The sequence below is a fragment of the Streptomyces hoynatensis genome (assembly GCF_003626535.1).
In the GTDB taxonomy this organism is placed as follows: Bacteria; Actinomycetota; Actinomycetes; order Streptomycetales; family Streptomycetaceae; genus Streptomyces; species Streptomyces hoynatensis.
The window spans coordinates 303,287-321,256 of record NZ_RBAL01000005.1; the positions used below are offsets into that span (position 1 = coordinate 303,287).

General features: G+C 74.7%; 17 protein-coding genes. 8 read left to right on the forward strand and 9 right to left on the reverse strand.

The window, feature by feature from the left end; translation table 11 throughout:
* Positions 1-508 precede the first annotated feature (508 nt).
* Both D7294_RS11655 and D7294_RS11660 read left to right on the forward strand, forming a co-directional pair.
* Positions 509-2,188 carry a protein kinase domain-containing protein gene (locus tag D7294_RS11655; RefSeq protein WP_120678453.1) on the forward strand — a complete coding sequence of 560 codons (1,680 nt, stop codon included), beginning with the start codon at positions 509-511 and terminating at the stop codon, positions 2,186-2,188.
* A gap of 6 nt (positions 2,189-2,194) precedes the next feature.
* On the forward strand, positions 2,195-3,214 hold the full coding sequence (locus tag D7294_RS11660) for a phosphotransferase (protein ID WP_120678455.1): 1,020 nt from the start codon (positions 2,195-2,197) through the stop codon (positions 3,212-3,214).
* A gap of 22 nt (positions 3,215-3,236) precedes the next feature.
* Here D7294_RS11660 and D7294_RS11665 read toward each other — a convergent pair whose 3' ends face one another.
* Positions 3,237-3,968: a PadR family transcriptional regulator gene (locus D7294_RS11665; RefSeq protein WP_120678457.1), complete on the reverse strand. Its 732-nt coding sequence runs from the start codon at positions 3,966-3,968 to the stop codon at positions 3,237-3,239.
* 110 nt (positions 3,969-4,078) lie between these two features.
* On the opposite strand from D7294_RS11665, the gene D7294_RS31565 reads away from it, so the two are divergent.
* Positions 4,079-4,633 carry a hypothetical protein gene (locus D7294_RS31565; RefSeq protein WP_147450821.1) on the forward strand — a complete coding sequence of 185 codons (555 nt, stop codon included), beginning with the start codon at positions 4,079-4,081 and terminating at the stop codon, positions 4,631-4,633.
* Between the two features lie 141 nt (positions 4,634-4,774).
* Here D7294_RS31565 and D7294_RS11680 read toward each other — a convergent pair whose 3' ends face one another.
* Positions 4,775-5,449, reverse strand: a complete 675-nt coding sequence (locus D7294_RS11680; RefSeq protein ID WP_120678462.1) for a response regulator — start codon at positions 5,447-5,449, stop codon at positions 4,775-4,777.
* A 353-nt stretch (positions 5,450-5,802) separates the two neighbouring features.
* On the opposite strand from D7294_RS11680, the gene pdhA reads away from it, so the two are divergent.
* The 3 genes from pdhA to D7294_RS11695 are packed head-to-tail and all read left to right on the forward strand — an operon-like array spanning position 5,803 to position 9,483.
* Positions 5,803-7,002: a pyruvate dehydrogenase (acetyl-transferring) E1 component subunit alpha gene (gene pdhA / locus D7294_RS11685; protein WP_120678464.1), complete on the forward strand. Its 1,200-nt coding sequence runs from the start codon at positions 5,803-5,805 to the stop codon at positions 7,000-7,002.
* A gap of 4 nt (positions 7,003-7,006) precedes the next feature.
* The gene (locus D7294_RS11690) at positions 7,007-7,990 is read left to right on the forward strand and encodes an alpha-ketoacid dehydrogenase subunit beta (RefSeq protein ID WP_120678466.1); all 984 of its coding nucleotides are present in this window, start codon (positions 7,007-7,009) and stop codon (positions 7,988-7,990) included.
* Between the two features lie 29 nt (positions 7,991-8,019).
* Positions 8,020-9,483 carry a dihydrolipoamide acetyltransferase family protein gene (locus D7294_RS11695; protein ID WP_120678687.1) on the forward strand — a complete coding sequence of 488 codons (1,464 nt, stop codon included), beginning with the start codon at positions 8,020-8,022 and terminating at the stop codon, positions 9,481-9,483.
* 281 nt (positions 9,484-9,764) lie between these two features.
* On the opposite strand, the gene D7294_RS11700 is transcribed toward D7294_RS11695, so the two are convergent.
* The 7 genes from D7294_RS11700 to D7294_RS11730 form a co-directional block, all read right to left on the reverse strand.
* Positions 9,765-10,331, reverse strand: a complete 567-nt coding sequence (locus tag D7294_RS11700) for a bacterial proteasome activator family protein (protein ID WP_120678468.1) — start codon at positions 10,329-10,331, stop codon at positions 9,765-9,767.
* Between the two features lie 21 nt (positions 10,332-10,352).
* Positions 10,353-13,190, reverse strand: a complete 2,838-nt coding sequence (locus D7294_RS11705; RefSeq protein WP_120678470.1) for an ABC transporter permease family protein — start codon at positions 13,188-13,190, stop codon at positions 10,353-10,355.
* A complete protein-coding gene (locus tag D7294_RS11710; protein ID WP_120678473.1) occupies positions 13,187-13,954 on the reverse strand; it encodes an ABC transporter ATP-binding protein in 768 nt (255 codons plus the stop codon). Before D7294_RS11710 ends, D7294_RS11705 begins: the two co-directional genes overlap by 4 nt.
* Positions 13,951-14,595 carry a PadR family transcriptional regulator gene (locus tag D7294_RS11715; RefSeq protein WP_120678475.1) on the reverse strand — a complete coding sequence of 215 codons (645 nt, stop codon included), beginning with the start codon at positions 14,593-14,595 and terminating at the stop codon, positions 13,951-13,953. Before D7294_RS11715 ends, D7294_RS11710 begins: the two co-directional genes overlap by 4 nt.
* 100 nt (positions 14,596-14,695) lie before the next feature.
* The gene (locus tag D7294_RS11720; protein ID WP_147450822.1) at positions 14,696-15,187 is read right to left on the reverse strand and encodes a hypothetical protein; all 492 of its coding nucleotides are present in this window, start codon (positions 15,185-15,187) and stop codon (positions 14,696-14,698) included.
* Between the two features lie 168 nt (positions 15,188-15,355).
* The gene (locus D7294_RS11725) at positions 15,356-16,333 is read right to left on the reverse strand and encodes an NAD(P)H-quinone oxidoreductase (protein ID WP_120678478.1); all 978 of its coding nucleotides are present in this window, start codon (positions 16,331-16,333) and stop codon (positions 15,356-15,358) included.
* Between the two features lie 36 nt (positions 16,334-16,369).
* A complete protein-coding gene (locus D7294_RS11730) occupies positions 16,370-16,570 on the reverse strand; it encodes a hypothetical protein (protein ID WP_120678480.1) in 201 nt (66 codons plus the stop codon).
* 242 nt (positions 16,571-16,812) lie between these two features.
* Here D7294_RS11730 and D7294_RS11735 point away from each other — a divergent pair, with 242 nt between their 5' ends.
* Together D7294_RS11735 and D7294_RS11740 are read left to right on the forward strand one after the other, a co-directional pair.
* On the forward strand, positions 16,813-17,637 hold the full coding sequence (locus D7294_RS11735) for a helix-turn-helix domain-containing protein (RefSeq protein ID WP_241562279.1): 825 nt from the start codon (positions 16,813-16,815) through the stop codon (positions 17,635-17,637).
* The gene (locus D7294_RS11740; protein ID WP_120678485.1) at positions 17,634-17,864 is read left to right on the forward strand and encodes a DUF397 domain-containing protein; all 231 of its coding nucleotides are present in this window, start codon (positions 17,634-17,636) and stop codon (positions 17,862-17,864) included. The genes D7294_RS11735 and D7294_RS11740 overlap by 4 nt, the downstream gene beginning before the upstream one ends.
* Positions 17,865-17,970: the final 106 nt, after the last annotated feature.

The window sequence follows — 17,970 nt, forward strand, 5'->3', positions numbered from 1 at the left end:
TTCCCGCGGCCCCACCGCCGCCCGCCGCCCGCTTCCGCCCACGGCCCCGGCCTGCTCTCCCCCGGCGGTTTCCCGTCGATGACCGGCGCGTTCCCGTCGGTTCCCCTCGGCTGCCCGCCGGTTCCCCGCGGAGGTCGGATCGGCCGCCCGCGGCTTGCCGCGGCCGTCCTCGGTCCCCCCTGCCCCGCGCTGCCCCCTCCGCCTTCCCCTGCCGCCCCTGCCTCTCGCGTGCCGCCCTCGTTCGTCTCCGCTCGCCCCCCGGCGGGCGCCGGAGCCCGCGCCACAGCACTACTCTTACGAGTGAGAAAATCGGCGGCGTTGACCTTTCCCGCGCTGCGGGGGAACGCTCTCCGCCGGCACCACACCAGGGCCGCCAACTCCGCGTTTCCGCCGCTCTCTTCCGCGTCAACTCTCAGCCCGGGCACATCACCCGCCCGGCCTCAACTTGTCAGCGCGGGGGCGGAACGGGTTTGATGGCCGAGCGACCCAGCGATCACGGCGAGGACTGATGGCACAGGACGAAGGCGCCGCGGGCTCCCCCGACGACGAGCCCGGGGCGGCCGGCAGCGAGGTGCCCGACACGCCGGAGATGTGGGGCAACAACGGCCTCGTCGGCGACGGGCGCTACCGGCTCACGCGACGCCTCGGGCGCGGCGGCATGGCGGAGGTCTTCGCCGCCGAGGACGTCAGGCTGGGGCGGCCGGTGGCCGTCAAGCTCCTGCGGCCCGACCTCGCCGAGGACCCCGTCTCCAAGGCCCGCTTCACCCGCGAGGCCCAGTCGGTGGCCGGGCTCAACCACCACGCGGTCGTCGCCGTCTACGACTCGGGCGAGGAGCAGGTCGGCGGCAAGATCATGCCGTACATCGTGATGGAGCTGATCCACGGCCGCACCATCCGCGACCTGCTGATCAGCGCCGAGGCGCCGCCGCCCGAGCAGGCCCTGATCATCGTCTCCGGCGTGCTGGAGGCGCTGGCCTACAGCCATCACCACGGCATCGTGCACCGCGACATCAAGCCGGCCAACGTGATCATCACGGACTCCGGCGCGGTCAAGGTGATGGACTTCGGCATCGCCCGGGCCCTGCACGGCGCGGCCCAGACGATGACGCAGACCGGCATGGTCATGGGGACCCCGCAGTACCTCTCGCCCGAGCAGGCGCTCGGCAAGACGGTGGACACCCGCTCCGACCTGTACGCCGTCGGCTGCCTGCTGTACGAGCTGCTGACGCTGCGCCCGCCCTTCGTGGGCGAGACGCCGCTCTCCGTCGTGTACCAGCACGTGCAGGACCAGGCCAGGCCGCCGTCCGAGGTCTCGCCCACCGCGCCGCCCGAGCTGGACGGCCTGGTGATGCGCGCCCTCACCAAGAACCCGGACGACAGGTTCCAGTCCGCGGAAGAGATGCGCGGCATGGTGCAGTACGCGCTGCGCATGCTGGAGGAGCACGGCGGCCGGACCGGCGGCCTGTGGAGCACGGGCGCGGTGAGCACGAGCGGCACGCCCCCGATGGGCACCCCCGCGGCGACCACGGCCCTGCACCGGCCGGGCGGGCCGATGACCGAGCCGCTGCTGCTCGGCAACGCCGGCGCGGGCCCCGCGGCCGAGCCGCCCCGGGCGGGCGGCGGGGGGCGCGCGCGGATGCTGGCCGTCGCGGTGCTTGCGGTGCTGGCGATCGCCGCGGGCGTGCTGATCGCCGCCAACCTCGGGGGCGACGGGGAGGGCGGCAACGAGCCGGAGACGCACCAGTCGCCCACCTCCACCGAGACCCGGGGAGGCGACCAGACCGCGCAGAGCCCCGAGGAGACGGACGACGGCGAGTCGGCCGAGACGGACGAGGAGTACCTCCCGCCGGACTCGGGCGACGAGTGGGAAGAGCCGACCGACGACGAGGACACCGGCTCGCAGAGCCCGCCCCCCGACGACCAGCCGAGCACCCCGGCCGACGAGCCGACCGACACCGACCCGCCGGGCGACGACGAGGGCGCGGACGAGGGCACGGACGAGGGCGAGGGGGGCGACGAGGAGGGCACCTCCACGAGCTCCGGCACGGACGAGGGAACGGCCGAGGGCGAGAGCGGGGGCACCTCCTCCGGCGTCGGGGGCACCAGCAGCGGCGTGGGCGGCAACGACACGACCGGCACCTCCTCGGGCGCGGGCGACGCCGGCAGCGGGGACGACGCGGGCGAATGAGGCACGATGCGGCTGCCCGAGCGCACCCTGACCGACCTGCTGCGCCGCTACGGCATCGGTGAGCCGCTGGCCTGCGAGGCGCTCACCACGGGGCTGCTGAACCGCGGCTACCGGGTGGCCACCACCCGCGGGGAGTTCTTCCTCAAGCACCACCTCGACGGCGACCCGCTGGCCCAGGCGCCGCTGCTGCGGCAGCACCGGGCCACCGCGGCGCTGGCCGAGCTGGGCCTGCCGGTCGCCCCGCCGCTCGCCGACCGGGAGGGGCGGACCGTCGTCGTGCACGACGACCGCTGCTACGCGCTGCACCCCTGGGTCGAGGGGCGGCACCGGGACGGCGGGCAGCTCAGCCGGGCGCAGAGCCGCCGCCTCGGCGCGCTGCTCGGGCGCGTGCACCGGGCGCTCGAACAGGTGATAGGGCGTGCCCCGTTCCCCCGCGCCTCCCGGCGCGCCGCGGCCCCGGCCGAGACGGACGCCAGGATCGACCAGTTGCTCGCCAGGCTGCGCGGCCGCGCGCGCCGCACCGCCTTCGACGAGCTGGCCGAGCACCGGCTGCTGGAGCGGCGGGCGCTGCTGCGCGCGCACGCCCACCTGCGCCCGCGGCGGGAGGAGGTGCCCGCGGAGGGCTGGGTGCACGGCGACTTCCACCCGCTGAACCTGCTCTACCGCGCGGAGGGGCCGGTGGAGCCAGTGGCCATCGTGGACTGGGACCGGCTCGACGTGCAGCCGCGGGCCGAGGAGGCGGTCAGGGCGGCCGCGATCTTCTTCCTGCGGCCCGACGGGGGCCTGGACCTGCCGAAGGTACGCGCCTACGCCCGCGCCTACCGGACCGCCGCCGGCGCCTCCCCCACGGAGCTCGCCGCGGCGGTGCGCCGGGTGTGGTGGGAGCGGCTGAACGACTTCTGGATGCTGGGCTGGCACTACGAGCGGCAGGACCGCAGGGCCGACCCGCAGTTTCCCGCCGCGGCGGCGCTCGTGGTCTGGTGGACGCGCCACGCCCTCGCGGTCAGCGACGCCTTCTGCGACTGAGCCGCCCGGCGTCGCCGGGACGTCAGCCCCTGCCCGCGCGCGCCCCTCCGGCGGCGGCCCTTTCCGCCCGGTGCGCGGCCCGCTCCGCGGCCGTCGCCTCCTCGCCGGCCGTCGCCTCCTCGCCGGATGCGGCGCGGTCCCCGGACATGGCCCCGGATATGGCCCCGGACATGGCCCGGTCCCCGGGTATGGGCTCCTCTCCGCCGGCCGCCCGCCCTCCGGCCCCGGCCCGCTCCCTGGCCGCGGCCATCTCGCCGGCCGCCCAGCGGGCCCACTCCTCCTGCATCGTCCTCAGGCGCAGGCCGTACTCCATGACCAGCCTGCCGTTCACCGAGAGCAGGTCGTCGCCCCAGTGCACCGAGGCGTTCAGCTCCAGCAGGGCGTCGCGGCGCTCGGCGGCGAGGTCGGCGTCGCGCAGCATGCAGGCGAGGGCCTCCTCGGGCGGGAGCACGCCGAGGAAGAACACCCGCAGCAGGGCCTCGTTGCGCGGGGGCTGCTGGGGGCGCTCCTCGGTCAGCCAGCGGCGCAGCTCCTCGCGGCCGGCCTCGGTCAGGCCGTACTCCTTGCGCCCGCGGGGGCCCTCGGAGACGACGGCGATCAGCCCCGCGGCGTTGAGCTGGGCCAGCTCGCCGTAGACCTGGCTCTGGGTGGCGGGCCAGACCGAGGCCAGGGAGGTGTCGAACAGCTTCATCAGGTCGTAGCCGCTGCCCGTGCGGTCGACCAGCAGCCCGAGGAGGGCGTGACGCAGGCTCATGTCTCCATTGTGACCCTCCACTGTTGACAGGTCAAGGGTGGACCTTCTATGTTCCACATGTCAGAAGTGGAAGGTCGGGGCGCCCGGCCGGAGCGGAGAGGGCCGTTCGCGTGAGTTACCTGCGGGGCTTCGTCCCCTGGATCGTGTTTGCCGCCTTGTCGGACACCGACTGGCGGTGGGCCGCCGCGGCGGCCCTCGCGGCCGCGCTGGGCCTGCTCGCCCTCGACCGCCGCTCGGGAGTGGCCGCGGAGGCGCTGGTGCTCGACTTGAGCACCCTCGGGTATTTCTGCCTGCTGACCGCGGCCTCCTTCGCCGCCCCGGGCTCCTGGCTCGCGGACTGGTCGGGCGTCGTCTCGATGGCCTGGCTTGCCCTCACCGCCTGGGGCACGCTCGCGCTCGGGCGCCCCTTCACCCTGGGCATAGCCAAGCGGCAGACGCCGCCCGAGGTGTGGGAGCGGCCGGAGTTCCTCCGGGCGAACGTGGCGATCAGCGCCGCCTGGGCCGCCGCCTTCACCTTCATCGGCGCCGCGCTCGCCTGCTGCGAGGCGACCGGGGCGCCGGCCTCGGCGGGCGTCACCGCACACGTGGTGGGGCTGGGCGCGGCGATCGCCTTCACCTCGCGCCACCCCGCCAGGGTCAGGGCGCGGGCCGCCGCCGGCGCCTGACCGGTGCGGGGGCGGTGCGGCGCGGGGGCCCGCACCGCTCACCACCTGCGGGTTCCCGGCGCGGCGCCGGAGGCCGTACCGCGGCCGGGCGCCGGTGACCGCTCTCGGTTCGGTGCGGCCCGATCGGCTCGGGCCGGCGCGTCACCTGCGCTTCTCGGCCTCAAGGCGCGCCACGTAGGCGGCGGCCTGCGAGCGGCGCTCCATGCCCAGCTTGGACAGCAGGCTGGAGACGTAGTTCTTGATCGTCTTCTCGGCCAGGTGCAGTTCCTCGCCGATCGCCCGGTTGGTGAGGCCGTCGCCGATGAGGGCCAGGATGCGCCGTTCCTGGTCGGTGAGTTGGGCCAGCCGCTCGTCGCCGGCCTCGCCGCCGCCCGGGCGGTCGGCCCCGCGCAGCCGTTCCAGCACCCGGCTGGTGGCCTCCGGGTCGAGCAGCGACCTGCCCGCGGCCACGTCCCGCACCGCGGAGAGCAACTCCGTGCCCCTGATGGCCTTGAGCACGTAGCCGGAGGCCCCGGCCATCAGGGAGTCGAACAGCGCCTCGTCGTCGGCGTACGAGGTCAGCATCAGGCAGTGGATGGACTCGTCCGCCGAACGCACATCCCGGCAGACCTCCACGCCGCTGCCGTCGGGCAGCCGGACGTCGAGCACCGCGACGTCCGGGCGCGCGGCGGGAATCCGCGTCCGCGCGTCGGCCGCCGTGCCCGCCTCGCCGACCACCTCGATGTCCGGTTCCACCGAGAGCAGTTCGTGCACGCCGCGCCGCACGACCTCGTGGTCGTCGACCAGGAAAACGCGGATAAGTCCGTCTTCGCGCACACCGTCAGTGTCACACAGGAGCTCCTTGCACGCCCCTCCCGAGCCCTTCACGGAACCCCCTTGGCGGGGTTAACGTGCAGGAGTCCCACAGCCCTGCAAGGCTTGGACCGGTGCCGTTCCCCAGCCCCTCCAACTACTTGGACATCCTGGTAAATCCGCAGGTCAGGGGCGCCCTCACGGGTTGTGAAGCCACTGGATACCGTGCTCTTATTGGGCGGTCGAACGGGACGAGAACGGGACACGACACCGCTCGGTCCCCGCCGACGCACCCCACCCGCGTGCGCCGTTCGGGACCGGGCGGGCCGCACTGGCCGCCTGGCGATCCCGGGGGCCGGACCGACGGAGGAGCACGAGTGACCGTGGAGAGCAGCAGCGCCGCGCGCAGCACATCGCGCCGCAACGCCGGTGGCGGCAAGCAGGCCGCCAGGACCTCACGACGCCCCAAGCCGGAGCCGAGCGCGGAGTCAGCCGCCGGCCCCGACATGGTGCAACTGCTGACCCCAGAGGGCGAGCGGGTCGAACATCCGGACTATTCGATCGAGGTCTCCGCGGAGGAACTGCGGGGCCTGTACCGCGACATGGTGCTGACCAGGCGCTTCGACGCCGAGGCGACCGCCCTGCAGCGCCAGGGGGAGCTGGGCCTGTGGCCCTCCTGCCTGGGGCAGGAGGCCGCCCAGATCGGCTCGGGCCGCGCCCTGCGCGACACCGACTACGTTTTCCCCACCTACCGCGAGCACGGCGTGGCCTGGTGCCGCGGCGTCGACCCGACGCTGCTGCTCGGCATGTTCCGCGGCGTCAACCACGGCGGTTGGGACCCCAACAGCAACAACTTCCACCTGTACACCATCGTGATCGGCTCGCAGACCCTGCACGCGGCCGGCTATGCGATGGGCGTGGCCAAGGACGGCGCCGACATGGCCGTCGCCGCGTACTTCGGGGACGGCGCCTCCAGCCAGGGCGACGTGGCGGAGTCCTTCACGTTCGCCGCCGTCTACAACGCCCCCGTGGTCTTCATCTGCCAGAACAACCAGTGGGCGATCTCCGAGCCGACCGCGCGGCAGACCCGGGTGCCGCTGTACCGGCGCGCCCAGGGCTTCGGCTTCCCCGGCGTCCGCGTCGACGGCAACGACGTGCTGGCGATGCTCGCCGTCACCAAGGCCGCCGCCGAGCACGCCAGGACGGGCCAGGGACCGATCCTGATTGAGGCGTTCACCTACCGGATGGGCGCGCACACTACCTCCGACGACCCGACCCGCTACCGCCGCAAGGAGGAGCTGGAGGCGTGGGAGGCCAAGGACCCGATCCTGCGGGTGCGGCGTTACCTGGACCGCACCGGCGGCGCGGACGACGCGTTCTACGCGGCGATCGAGGAGGAGAGCGACGCCCTGGGCAGGCGGGTGCGCGAGGTGATCAGGACCATGCCCGACCCGGACGGCATGGCGATCTTCGAGCACGTCTACGCGGACGGTCACAGCCTGGTCGACGAGGAGCGCGCCGGGTACGCCGCGTACCTGGCCTCCTTCGCGGACCACGCCGCTCACGAGGGGAACTGACATCATGGCTGCGGAAAAGATGGCGATCGCCAAGGCCCTCAACTCCTCGCTGCGCAAGGCGCTGGAGAACGACCCGAAGGTCTTGATCATGGGCGAGGACGTCGGCAGGCTCGGCGGCGTCTTCCGGATCACGGACGGCCTGCAGAAGGACTTCGGCGAGGAGCGGGTCATCGACACCCCGCTGGCCGAGTCCGGCATCGTCGGCACCGCGATCGGCCTGGCCCTGCGCGGCTACCGGCCGGTGGCGGAGATCCAGTTCGACGGCTTCGTCTTCCCCGCGTACGACCAGATCGTGACCCAGCTGGCGAAGATGCACATGCGCTCGCTCGGCAAGGTGAAGCTGCCGGTCGTCATCCGGATTCCCTACGGCGGCGGCATCGGCGCGGTCGAGCACCACAGCGAGTCGCCCGAGGCGCAGTTCGCGCACGTGGCGGGCCTGAAGATCGTCTCGCCCGCGAACGCCTCCGACGCCTACTGGATGCTCCAGCAGGCCATCGAGTGCGACGACCCGGTCATATTCTTCGAGCCGAAGGCCCGTTACTGGGACAAGGGCGAGGTGGACCCCTCCGGCATCCCCGGCCCGCTGCACGCGGCCAAGGTGGTCAGGGAGGGCACCGACCTCACGCTGGCCGCGTACGGGCCCATGGTGAAGACGGCCCTCCAGGCGGCCGGCGCCGCGCAGGCGGAGGACGGGGTGTCCATCGAGGTCATCGACCTGCGGTCGGTCTCGCCGATCGACTTCGACTCCCTGCAGCGGTCGGTGGAGAAGACCGGGCGGCTGGTCGTCGCGCACGAGGCCCCGGTGCACTTCGGGGCGGGCGCCGAGGTCGCCGCCCGCATCACCGAGCGGTGTTTCTACCACCTTGAGGCCCCCGTGCTCCGCGTCGGCGGCTTCCACTCGCCGTATCCGCCGGCCCGGCTCGAGGAGGAGTACCTGCCGGGCCTCGACCGGGTGCTGGACAGCGTCGACCGCGCCTTGGCGTACTGAGGAACGAGGGGCTGAGGAGAGTCGTGACCATGGCTGCTGGAGCACAGCGCTTCCGCGAGTTCAAGATGCCGGACGTCGGCGAGGGTCTCACCGAGGCCGAGATTCTGAAGTGGCTCGTCAAGCCGGGCGAGACGGTGACCGACGGCCAGGTGGTGGTCGAGGTCGAGACCGCCAAGGCCGCGGTGGAGCTGCCGATTCCCTACGACGGCCAGGTGCGCGAGATCCACTTCGAGGAGGGGGCCACGGTGGACGTGGGCACCCCGATCATCACGGTGGACACCGACCCGGCGGCGGGCGAGGAGCCCGGCGGGGCGCCCGCCGCGGAGGAGACGGGCGGCGGCGAGGGCCGCCGGCCGGTCCTCGTCGGCTACGGCGTCTCCAACGGCGCGACCAGACGCCGCCCGCGCAAGTCCCAGGCCGCCCCGGCGGGCGGCCAGGCGCCGGCCTCCCAGGCCGCGCCGGCTCCCGCACCTGCTCCGGCACCGGCCCCTGCCCCTGCCCCTGCCCCTGCCCCTGCCCCGGTCATACCTCGGGACTCGGGCCGGGTGCCCGCGCAGGGCGGCGCGGAGCCGCGTCCCCTGGCCAAGCCCCCGGTGCGCAAGCTCGCCAAGGACCTCGGCATCGACCTCGCGGCGATCGTCCCCACCGGGCCGAACGGCCTGGTGACCAGGGAGGACGTACGCGCCGCCGCGGCCCCGGCGCCCGCGGAGGCCCCCGCGCCCTCGGCACCCACGGCACCCACGGCACCGGCCGGGCAGTACCCCGCGGCGGAGCCGCAGCCTCTCGCGGGCGCGCGGGAGCGGCGGGTTCCGATCAAGGGGGTGCGCAAGGCGACCGCGCAGGCGGTGGCGGGCAGCGCGTTCACCGCCCCGCACGTCACGGAGTTCGTGACCGTGGACGTCACCAGGACGGTGCGGCTGGTCGAGCGGCTGCGGCAGGACCCGGACCTGGCCGGGGTGCGGATCAACCCGCTGCTGCTGGTGGCCAGGGCGCTGCTGATCGCCATTCGCCGCAACCCGGAGATCAACGCCTCCTGGGACGAGCAGGCCCAGGAGATCGTCTACAAGGACTACGTCAACCTCGGCATCGCCGCGGCCACCCCGCGTGGCCTGATCGTGCCCAACATCAAGGACGCGGGCGCGAAGACGCTGACGGAGCTGGCCGGGGCGCTCAGCGAACTGGTCGCCACCGCCCGGGAGGGCAAGACGGCGCCGGGCGACATGCAGGGCGGCACGGTCACCATCACCAACATCGGCGTGTTCGGCATCGACACCGGCACCCCGATCCTGAACCCGGGCGAGTCCGCGATTCTCGCCTTCGGCGCCATCAGGGAACAGCCCTGGGTGCACAAGGGGAAGGTGAAGCCGCGGCACGTGACGACGCTGGCGCTGTCCTTCGACCACCGGCTGGTGGACGGGGAGTTGGGCTCCAAGGTGCTCGCCGACGTGGCGGCGGTCCTGGAGCACCCCAGGCGCCTGATGAGCTGGTCCTAGCCGGAGGGCACCCGGCCCGGCAGGACGAACGGGGGCGGCGCCGGCCTTCCGGCGCCGCCCCCGTCGGCATTCCGCACGCCGCGCGAACGACGCGGCCCGGGCGGCAGTCGCGAACGGCACCGCGCGAACGGCACGGCCCGAGCCGCACCGCCCGAGCCGCACCGCCCGAGCGACGCGGCGCGAACGACACGGCCCGGGCGACGCCGCGCGAGCCGCACGGCCCGGGCGACGCGGGGCGGGAGGGGCGCCCCGCCCCGGCGGCCGCGCGGCGGCCCGGCTCGCTACAGGTAGGGCCCGGAGCGGGCGCCCCGCGGCTCCTGCCCGGCTTCCGCCTCCTCGGGCACGGCCCCGGGCGGCAGCGCCCTGCGCATCTGCTCCAACTGGGCGCGGGCCGCCATCTGCTGGGCGAAGAGCGCCGTCTGAATCCCGTGGAAGAGGCCCTCCAGCCAGCCGACGAGCTGCGCCTGGGCGATCCGCAGCTCCGCCTCGGTGGGCACGCTGTCGTCGGTGAACGGCAGCGACAGCCGGTCCAGCTCCTCGACCAGTTCGGGAGCCAGGCCCTCCTCCAGCTCCTTGACCGAGCTGGCGTGGATCTCCTTGAGCCTCGCCCGGCTGGCCTCGTCCAGTGGAGCGGCCTTCACCTCCTCGAGCAGCTGCTTGATCATGCTGCCGATCCGCATGACCTTCGCCGGCTGCTCCACCATCTCCGTCACGGGGGTCTCGGAACGGCCCTCCTCGCCCTCGCCGCCCCCCTTCCCCGGCGCGGCACCGCTGAGGGCCATGCCGTCCGGACCCACGACCAGGATCTGGGCGTTCTCCTGCGGTGGTTCATTCCTCGGCTGAGTCATACCCCCATCATGCAACGGCCCTCACCCGGCCCGCCGCGCGAGGGGCACGCGGGAGCGGGTCAGCAGCGCGGCCACCAGGCAGGCGAGCAGCGGCACCACGACGACCAGCTGAGCGAACGTCTCCCAGGGCAGGCCGACGAAGAGCCGGGGCCTGGCGGAACTCTCCCAGCCCTGGTCGATCGTCTTCTGCCAGTCCGCCAGGTCGGCGCGGTGGGCGGCCAGCCGCAGCGCCACCCCGGAGACCACTCCGGAGACCGTCCCCAACAGCACGCCGAGCAGCGCGATCAGCCCGCACTGGAGGCCGGAGAGCGCGCGGCGCAGCCGCGGGGCGGCGCCCACGGCGGCCAGGGTGGCGAGGTCCTCCTCCGCGTCGGCCTGGGCGAGCCCGGTGGCGATCCCGGCCGCGCCCAGCGTGATGACCATCGCGGCGAGCGTCAGGATCAGCAGGCCGGCGTCGTCCGAGCCCTGGTAGCCGCTCTCGACGTAGCCGTAGGGCGGGGAGCCCAGCCGGTCCAGGGCCGCGTCGAAGGCCTGCCGTTCGCCGTCGGTCGGCGGGCGGCTCGTCGTCCAGTACACGCTGTGGACGCCGGTGGCCAGACCCGCGCGCTCCGCGGCCTCCGGGCTGATCAGGGCGGGGAGTCCCCAGGATTCGCCCTCGACCAGGTGGGCGGGGAAGCCGAGGGTGCGGTCGGCCTCCTCCTCGGGCGTGCCGTCGCCGTACTCGTGCCCGGGCAGCGTCTCCAGCAGCGTGATCGCCGGCTCGCCGTCCGGCCCCTCGTCCAGCAGCGCCGGGTTGAAGACCAGGACCTCGCCCGCCTCAAGCGCGGCGCGCGCCTCGCGGTCCCCGATGCCGAGGAGGTCGAGGATCTCCGGCCCGCCGACGCCGAGGGCGGGCGAACCGGCCATGTCGGAGCTCGTCAGGCCCTGCCCTTGTGAAGGGTCGTCGGTGCAGCGCGGGTCCTCGGACCACTCGCGCCGCTCCGCGGCGGACAGCGCCATCGCGTCCCCGTAGGTGAGGGCGCACCGGTTCTCCTCGGGTATGGAGAGGCCGGCCGACCCGCAGTCGTCGGCGTACGGGTCGCAGTCGGCGCCGCCGGGCAGCACGCCCCCCAGCTCGGCCCGTTCCGCGACGGGGAGTTCGCGCTCCGCCACCCGGACGGCCTGGGGCAGCAGCTCCCGCTGGTCCCGTTCCATGGCGCTGACCGACACCCAGCCGTCGGGCAGGGCCGCCTGGTACTCGGCGCGCTGCTTGGCCTCGTCGCCGACCGCGTAGGTGGCGATCGTGACCGAGCCGGCGACGGCGGCGAGGACGGCGGCCACCGCCGGGGCGGTGCGGCCGCGGTTGCGCGCGGCGTCGCGCAGCGCCAGCCGCCCCGGCAGGGGGAGCAGGCGCGCCAGCCGGCCGGCGCCGCCCACCAGCAGCGGGGTGAGGGCGACGAGGCCGAGTTCGGCCGTGATCGCGCCCGCCGCCGTCACGCGGGAGTCGTCCACGGCGAGGCCGCCGAAGAGCGCGAGGGCCGTCCCCAGGAGCAGTCCGCACCCGCCGAGCAGGGGCAGCGCCCGCCCGGAACGCCGCACGCCCCGGCGGCCGGTGAGCGAGGTGAGCACGTCGGCGCGCGCCGCGGCGAAGGCCGGCAGCATGGCCGCGAGCAGCCCGGTCAGGACGCTGAGTGCCGCGATCGCGGCCAGTTCCGGCAGACGGAAGTCCCAGGGCCCGAAGCGGCTGCCCGCGGCGTGCTCGATCAGGGGCCGGCCGGCGAAGGTGAGGGCGATGCCGACGGCCAGGCCGACCGCCGCGGCCACCGCGCCCAGCACCACGCCCCCGGCGAGGGTGACGGCCCGCAGCTGCCTGCGGTCGCCGCCGTTGGCGCCGATGAGGCCGAGCTGCCGCCTGGAGCGCCGCGCGCCGACCGCGAAGGCGGGCCCGGCGAGCAGGCAGATCTCCAGCACCACCAGGGCCCCGGCGCTGACGCCGCCGGCGACCACCGTGGTCTGCGTCTCCCGGCCTGCGGACCCCCCGCTCTCCAGGAGCACCGCGCGGGAGTCCACGATCATGCCGTGCGCGTTGGCCTCCTGGACCAGGTCCCAGCCGACGCCCCCGGCGGTGCCCTCCCCGGCGGGCAGGGTCACCAGGTAGCTCGCGGGCGGCAGGTACCAGTCGCTCTCGGTGCCGATCCGCGGCAGCACGGTGCCTGGCGGGGCGAGGACCTGCGTCTCGCCGAGGTCGTCGGGCAGCTCGTAGGCGCCGGTGACGACGAACTCCTCGTCGAGGCCGCGGAAGCGCAGCTTCGAGCCCACGAACAGGCCGCTCTCGTCCAGGAACGCCTGGGTGGCGGCGACCTCGCCCGCGCGCTCCGGGTAGTGGCCGCGCAGCAGCGTGAGCATGCCCTCGGTGACGGGGTCGGTGCCGTCCAGCTCCCTGACCTCGGTCTTCAGCTGCCCGGTGCGCGTGGAGACGACGTGCCGGGTCATCCAGTCGGGCACCAGGACCGCGCCCTCGGGCAGCACGGCGCGCACCTGCCGCTCGATCTCGGCGGGGGTCCTGGAGTCGCTGGTGAAGTCGTCCTCCCCGCCCGCCAGGTAGGTGTACTCGTCGCCCGTCCGCGACTGCTCCATGGGGGAGCCCTGGGTGTGGACGTGGTACCGCGCGTCGGCCCGGCCCAGCTCGCGGGTCAGCTGCTGGGCCTCGGACAACTGCCCGCTGCGGAAGGCGAGGTCGGCCGCGGTGACGCCGAGGATGGGCAGCGCGATCATGGCGACGACCAGGGCGCTGCGGCCCTTGGCGCGCCGGGCGTCCCGCCAGGCGAGGCGCAGGGCCAGCCGCCAGCCGGCGCGCCACCTGGGGCCGCGCCGGCTCACCGCGCACCCCCGCCGGCCAGCAGGGACTCCGGGTTGCCCGCGGCGGACTCGTCCACGATCCGGCCGTCGCGCAGGAAGATCACCCGGTCCGCCCAGGCCGCGAGCCTGGCCTCGTGGGTGACCATGACGGCGGCCGCGCCCTCGTCGCAGCGCCGGCGCAGCAGCACGAGCACGGCCTCCCCGGACTCGGAGTCGAGCGCGCCGGTCGGTTCGTCGGCGAGCACGAGCCGGCGGTCCCCGACGAGGGCGCGGGCGATGGCCACCCGCTGCTGCTGGCCGCCGGAGAGCTCGTCGGGGAAGCGGTCGGCGAGTTCGGCGAGGTTCATCTCGCCGAGCGCGTCGAGCGCCTCGCGGCGGGCCGACCTGCGGGAGGCGCCGTCGAGTTCGCGGGGGAGGGCGATGTTCTCCGCGGCGGTGAGCGCGGGGATCAGGTTGTAGTCCTGGAAGACGTAGCCGACGCTGGTGCGCCGGACCCTGGCGAGTTCGGCCCTGCCGAGGCCGGCGAGGTCGCGCCCCTCGACGAGCACCCGGCCCTCGGTGGCGCTGTCCAGGCCGCCGGCGAGGGTGAGCAGGGTCGACTTGCCCGAGCCCGAGGGGCCCATGACGGCGACGAACTCGCCCGCGTGGACGGTCAGGTCGACCTCGCGCAGCGCGTGCACCGCGGTCGGCCCCGAGCCGTGCACCCGGCCGAGCCGGTCCAGGCGCAGGACGGGCTGCTCGGATCCGGCCTGCCCGGTGCCGCGGTCCGCGGCCCGGGCCCTCACGCCGCACCGCCGGGCGTCTCGGCGGCGGCCCGGGGAAGCGGCGCCTCCCGCTCGGGGTCCGGCGCGCCCGGGGTGTCCCGTTCCGCGGCGGGGGAGGCCGCGGCCCGGTCGGCGGCGAACCTGAGCAGGCGGGACTCGCAGTGGTCGAGCCAGCGCACCTCGGCCTCGGCGGCGAAGATCAGCTGCTCGACGACGAGCAGCCAGGCCATCTCCTCCTGCGAGTCGGGCCCCGCGGCCAGGGCGCGGGCCTTGAGCCTGGTGTAGTCCTGCATCGCCTTGAGGGTGTGGGCCCGTTGCGCCTGGATGATGGCCCGGACGTCGACTCCCGGGGTCCCGACGGCGAGGGCGAGCTTGATGGCGAGCTCGTCGCGGGCGGGCTGGGTACGGTCGACGGGCCGCGCGTACCAGTCGGCGAGTTCCCTGCGGCCCGTGCCGGTGATCGCGTAGAGCTGCTGCTTGGCGTCGCCGCCGCCCTCGGGAACGATCAGCCCGTCCCGTTCCAGGCGGCTGAGGGTGGTGTAGACCTGGCCGATGTTGAGCGGCCAGGTGGCCCCGGTGCGCGACTCGAACTCGGTGCGGAGCTGCGAGCCGTAGCGCGGCCCTGTCTCAAGAAGGGCGAGGAGCCCGTAGCGGATCGACATACCGAGTATGTATACCGAGTATGCACCGAGGAAGGCAAGGCCGGCGGACCGGGAGGGGGCCCCGGGTTCCCGGCCGGGCGCCGGGGGCGGAGGCCGCGGCTCAGGACTGCCGCAGCCGCAGGCCGAGGGCCCCGAGCCCGAGGCCGAGGCAGGTGAGCCCGGCGCCGAGCGGAAGCACGGGCAGCACCTCGCCCCCACCCCCGGCGGCGAAGCGCTCCGGCTCGGGCGGCCACGCGTCCAGGTCGCCGACAGGGCCCGGGACCGCGGGGCGCGGCGACCACCGCAGGACGTGCCGGTCCAGGACCCGATGCTCGCGCCCGGCGGGGGCCGGGGTTCCGGGGGCGGCGGGGTCGGGCCGGCGCCCGGCCTCCCCCGTCCTCCCCCGCCCGCTCCCGGCGCCCGCGGGGGCGCCGCCTTCGCGGCCGTCCGCGCGCCCCGCGCCGCCCTGCCCGCCCTCGTCGGCCTCGTCCGCCTCGGCCTCCCCGGCCGCGGCACCGGCCGTCGCCGGGGAGGCCGCGGAGGCCAGGGGCGCAAGGAGGAGGGCCAGAGCCACTGCCGCCACGGTCATCACGAAGCCCACCCAGACCCTCACCGGCTTGACCCTTCACCCGGTCCGTTCACCTTGTCATTAGCGTCACACACGGGGACAAAGGCCGCATCCCGGACGCGAGATGAGCGGGGCGGGGCGCGGCCGGGGCCACGGAACGAGGGGCACCTGGCCGACGGGCCGACGGGCCCTCCGGGTCAGCGGGTCAGCGGGTCAGCGGGTCAGCACGATCTTGCCGACGTGGTCGCTCGCCTCCATGACCCGGTGCGCCTGCGCCGCCTCGGCCATGGGCAGCGTCCGGTCCACCACGGCCCGCACGCGCCCGTCCGCCAGCAGCGGCCAGACGTGCTCGCGGACGGCGGCCACCACCGCCGCCTTCTCCGCGGGCGGCCTGGCCCGCAGCGAGGTCGCCGTGATCGCGCCGCGCTTGGCCAGCAGCGCGGAGAGGTCGAGTTCGGCACGGGTCCCGCCCTGCATGCCGATCACCGCGAGCCGCCCGCCGGGCGCGAGGGCGGCGATGTTCCGCGCCAGGTACGCGGCGCCGACGATGTCCAGCACGACGTCCGCGCCCGCGCCCCCGGTGGCCTCCGCGAGCCGCTCGACGAAGTCCTCCTCCCGGTAGTTGACGAGGATGTCCGCGCCCAGCTCGGCGCAACGCGCCAGCTTCCCGGCGCTGCCCGCGGTCACCGCGACCCGGGCGCCCACCGCCTTGCCCAGCTGGATCGCGAGCGTGCCGATGCCGCTGCCGCCGCCGTGCACGAGCAGGGTCTCGCCCGGCCGAAGCCCCGCGATCATGAACACGTTGGACCAGACCGTGCAGACGACCTCGGGCAGGGCGGCGGCCGTCACCAGGTCGAGGCCCCCGGGCACGGGCAGCACCTGCCCGGCGGGCACGGCCACGCGCTCCGCGTAGCCGCCCCCCGCGAGCAGCGCGCAGACCTCGTCCCCCACGCGCCAGCCGGTGACGCCCTCGCCCACCGCCGCCACCCGGCCCGCGCACTCGAGCCCCGGATAGGGCGAGGCGCCGGGCGGCGGGTCGTAGAAGCCTCGCCGCTGCAGCACGTCGGCCCGGTTCACGCCGCTCGCCGCCACCTCGACCAGCACCTCGCCCTCGCCCGCCACCGGCTCGGGCACCCGGGCCCACACCAGCGCCTCGGGGCCGCCCGGTTCGGAAATCGTGATCGCATGCATGCCACGGAAACTACTCCCGGGGCCGCCCGCGGCGGCTCACAGATAGATCTGCCGCGTGCACTTCGTACAGAACGACTTGCCGTTGCGCTTCTCCAGCTTCGCGTGGTCGCACAGCCCCGCCGCGCCCAGGCGGCGGCCCGCCTCGCCCCTGATGACCCGCTCCAGCTCCGCGATGCAGCGGGCGCAGGCGTACAACTCCCCCTCCGGCAGGGCCCCCACCTGCCCGAGCGACCGCACGCTCAGCCCGTCCCTGCCGCAGTACAGCCGGCAGCGGCCCCGGCGCCATGCGCTCGGGCGTGCCGGGGACGGCCGGGCGCCCGCCGGCGCCACAAGCACCTTTACCTCACTGCCGCCCATGTGCGTCGCTCCCTGCCTCCTGGGTACCTAACAGCGCGTACCTCCACCATCACCCTCCGGCGTCCGGCAGGACAGGGGCTCAAGGTTTCTCACCGTTTCGGAAAGTCGAAGGACTGGAGCACGTGAACGGGTTCACCGGCAGCGAACACAGCGACGGCTACGCCTACTTCGGCTTCGAGGTGCGGGAAGCGCGCCGGCACGCGAAGATGACGCAGAAGGAGCTCGCGGACGCGACGCACTACCAGCCGCCCTACGTCAGCAAGGTGGAGAACGGGCTGCTGCTCGGCAGCGAGCACTTCGCGGCGGCCTGCGACCGGGTGTTCGGCTCCTGGGGGTTCTTCGCCAGGCTCCGCGACCGGATCAGCAGGCGCGAGCACCCCACCTGGTTCGAGCCGTACGTGGGCCTCGAGGCGAAGGCCGAGAGCATCCTCGACTACAGCGCGAACCTCATCATGGGGGCGTTCCAGACCGAGAGTTACGCCTACGCCATCTACCGCACCGCGCACCCCACGGCCTCGGAGGAGTGGGTGCGGCGGATGGTCGACGCGCGGATGCGCAGACACGAGCTGCTCGACCGGGAGAATCCACCACTCTTCTGGGTGATTCTGGACGAATGCTGCCTGCGGCGGAGGATCGGCGGCACGAAGGTCATGGGCGGGCAACTCGACCACCTGCTGGCGGAGGCCGACTCCCCGGCCGTCACCCTTCAGGTGCTGCCCTTCGCCGCGGGTGCACCCCCCGCTGCCGAGAGCTTCACGCTGCTGACCTTCGCGGAGGAGGCGACGCTGCTCTACGAGGAGTCGTGGACGGGTGGGCACGTGGTTGACTCGTCGTCGCACGTGACGGCTGCGACGGCGGCCTACGACCGGTTGCGCGCCAACGCCTTGTCGCCCGACGATTCGCTGGCGCTCATCAAGGATGTGAGGGTGGAGGAGTATTCCCGATGAAGTTCACGTTCGACCTGTCTGCCGCGGAGTGGGTCGCGTCACGCCACAGCAGCGGGAACGGCGGGCAGTGCGTCGAGTTCGCGCGGAACCTGGCGGCCTCCTGCGGGGCGGTGCCGGTGCGGGACTCCAAGGCGCCCGAGCGTCCTGCCCTGGCCTTCCCGGTCCGGGGCTGGGCCGACTTCGTCGCGGCCGTCGCCGACGGGAGGCTCGGCGCCCGCCACCCCTGACAGGACGGCGTGAGCGCACCGCGCGGCCCCTCTGGCCGGGTGGCCGTGCCCGCGGACCGCGGCCCCGCCGCCCGGCGTGAGGGCGGCGGGGCCGCGGCGCGGAGGA

Bases quoted from the DNA above. Each gene is read 5' to 3' on its own strand.
- D7294_RS11665 (WP_120678457.1), bottom strand. From the start codon at position 3,968: ATGAGCCTGCGTCACGCCCTCCTCGGGCTGCTGGTCGACCGCACGGGC.
- D7294_RS11725 (WP_120678478.1), bottom strand. From the start codon at position 16,333: ATGCATGCGATCACGATTTCCGAACCGGGCGGCCCCGAGGCGCTGGTG.
- D7294_RS11740 (WP_120678485.1), top strand. From the start codon at position 17,634: ATGAAGTTCACGTTCGACCTGTCTGCCGCGGAGTGGGTCGCGTCACGC.
- D7294_RS11715 (WP_120678475.1), bottom strand. From the start codon at position 14,595: ATGTCGATCCGCTACGGGCTCCTCGCCCTTCTTGAGACAGGGCCGCGC.
- D7294_RS11695 (WP_120678687.1), top strand. From the start codon at position 8,020: ATGGCTGCTGGAGCACAGCGCTTCCGCGAGTTCAAGATGCCGGACGTC.
- D7294_RS11700 (WP_120678468.1), bottom strand. From the start codon at position 10,331: ATGACTCAGCCGAGGAATGAACCACCGCAGGAGAACGCCCAGATCCTG.
- D7294_RS11655 (WP_120678453.1), top strand. From the start codon at position 509: ATGGCACAGGACGAAGGCGCCGCGGGCTCCCCCGACGACGAGCCCGGG.
- D7294_RS11660 (WP_120678455.1), top strand. From the start codon at position 2,195: ATGCGGCTGCCCGAGCGCACCCTGACCGACCTGCTGCGCCGCTACGGC.
- D7294_RS11690 (WP_120678466.1), top strand. From the start codon at position 7,007: ATGGCTGCGGAAAAGATGGCGATCGCCAAGGCCCTCAACTCCTCGCTG.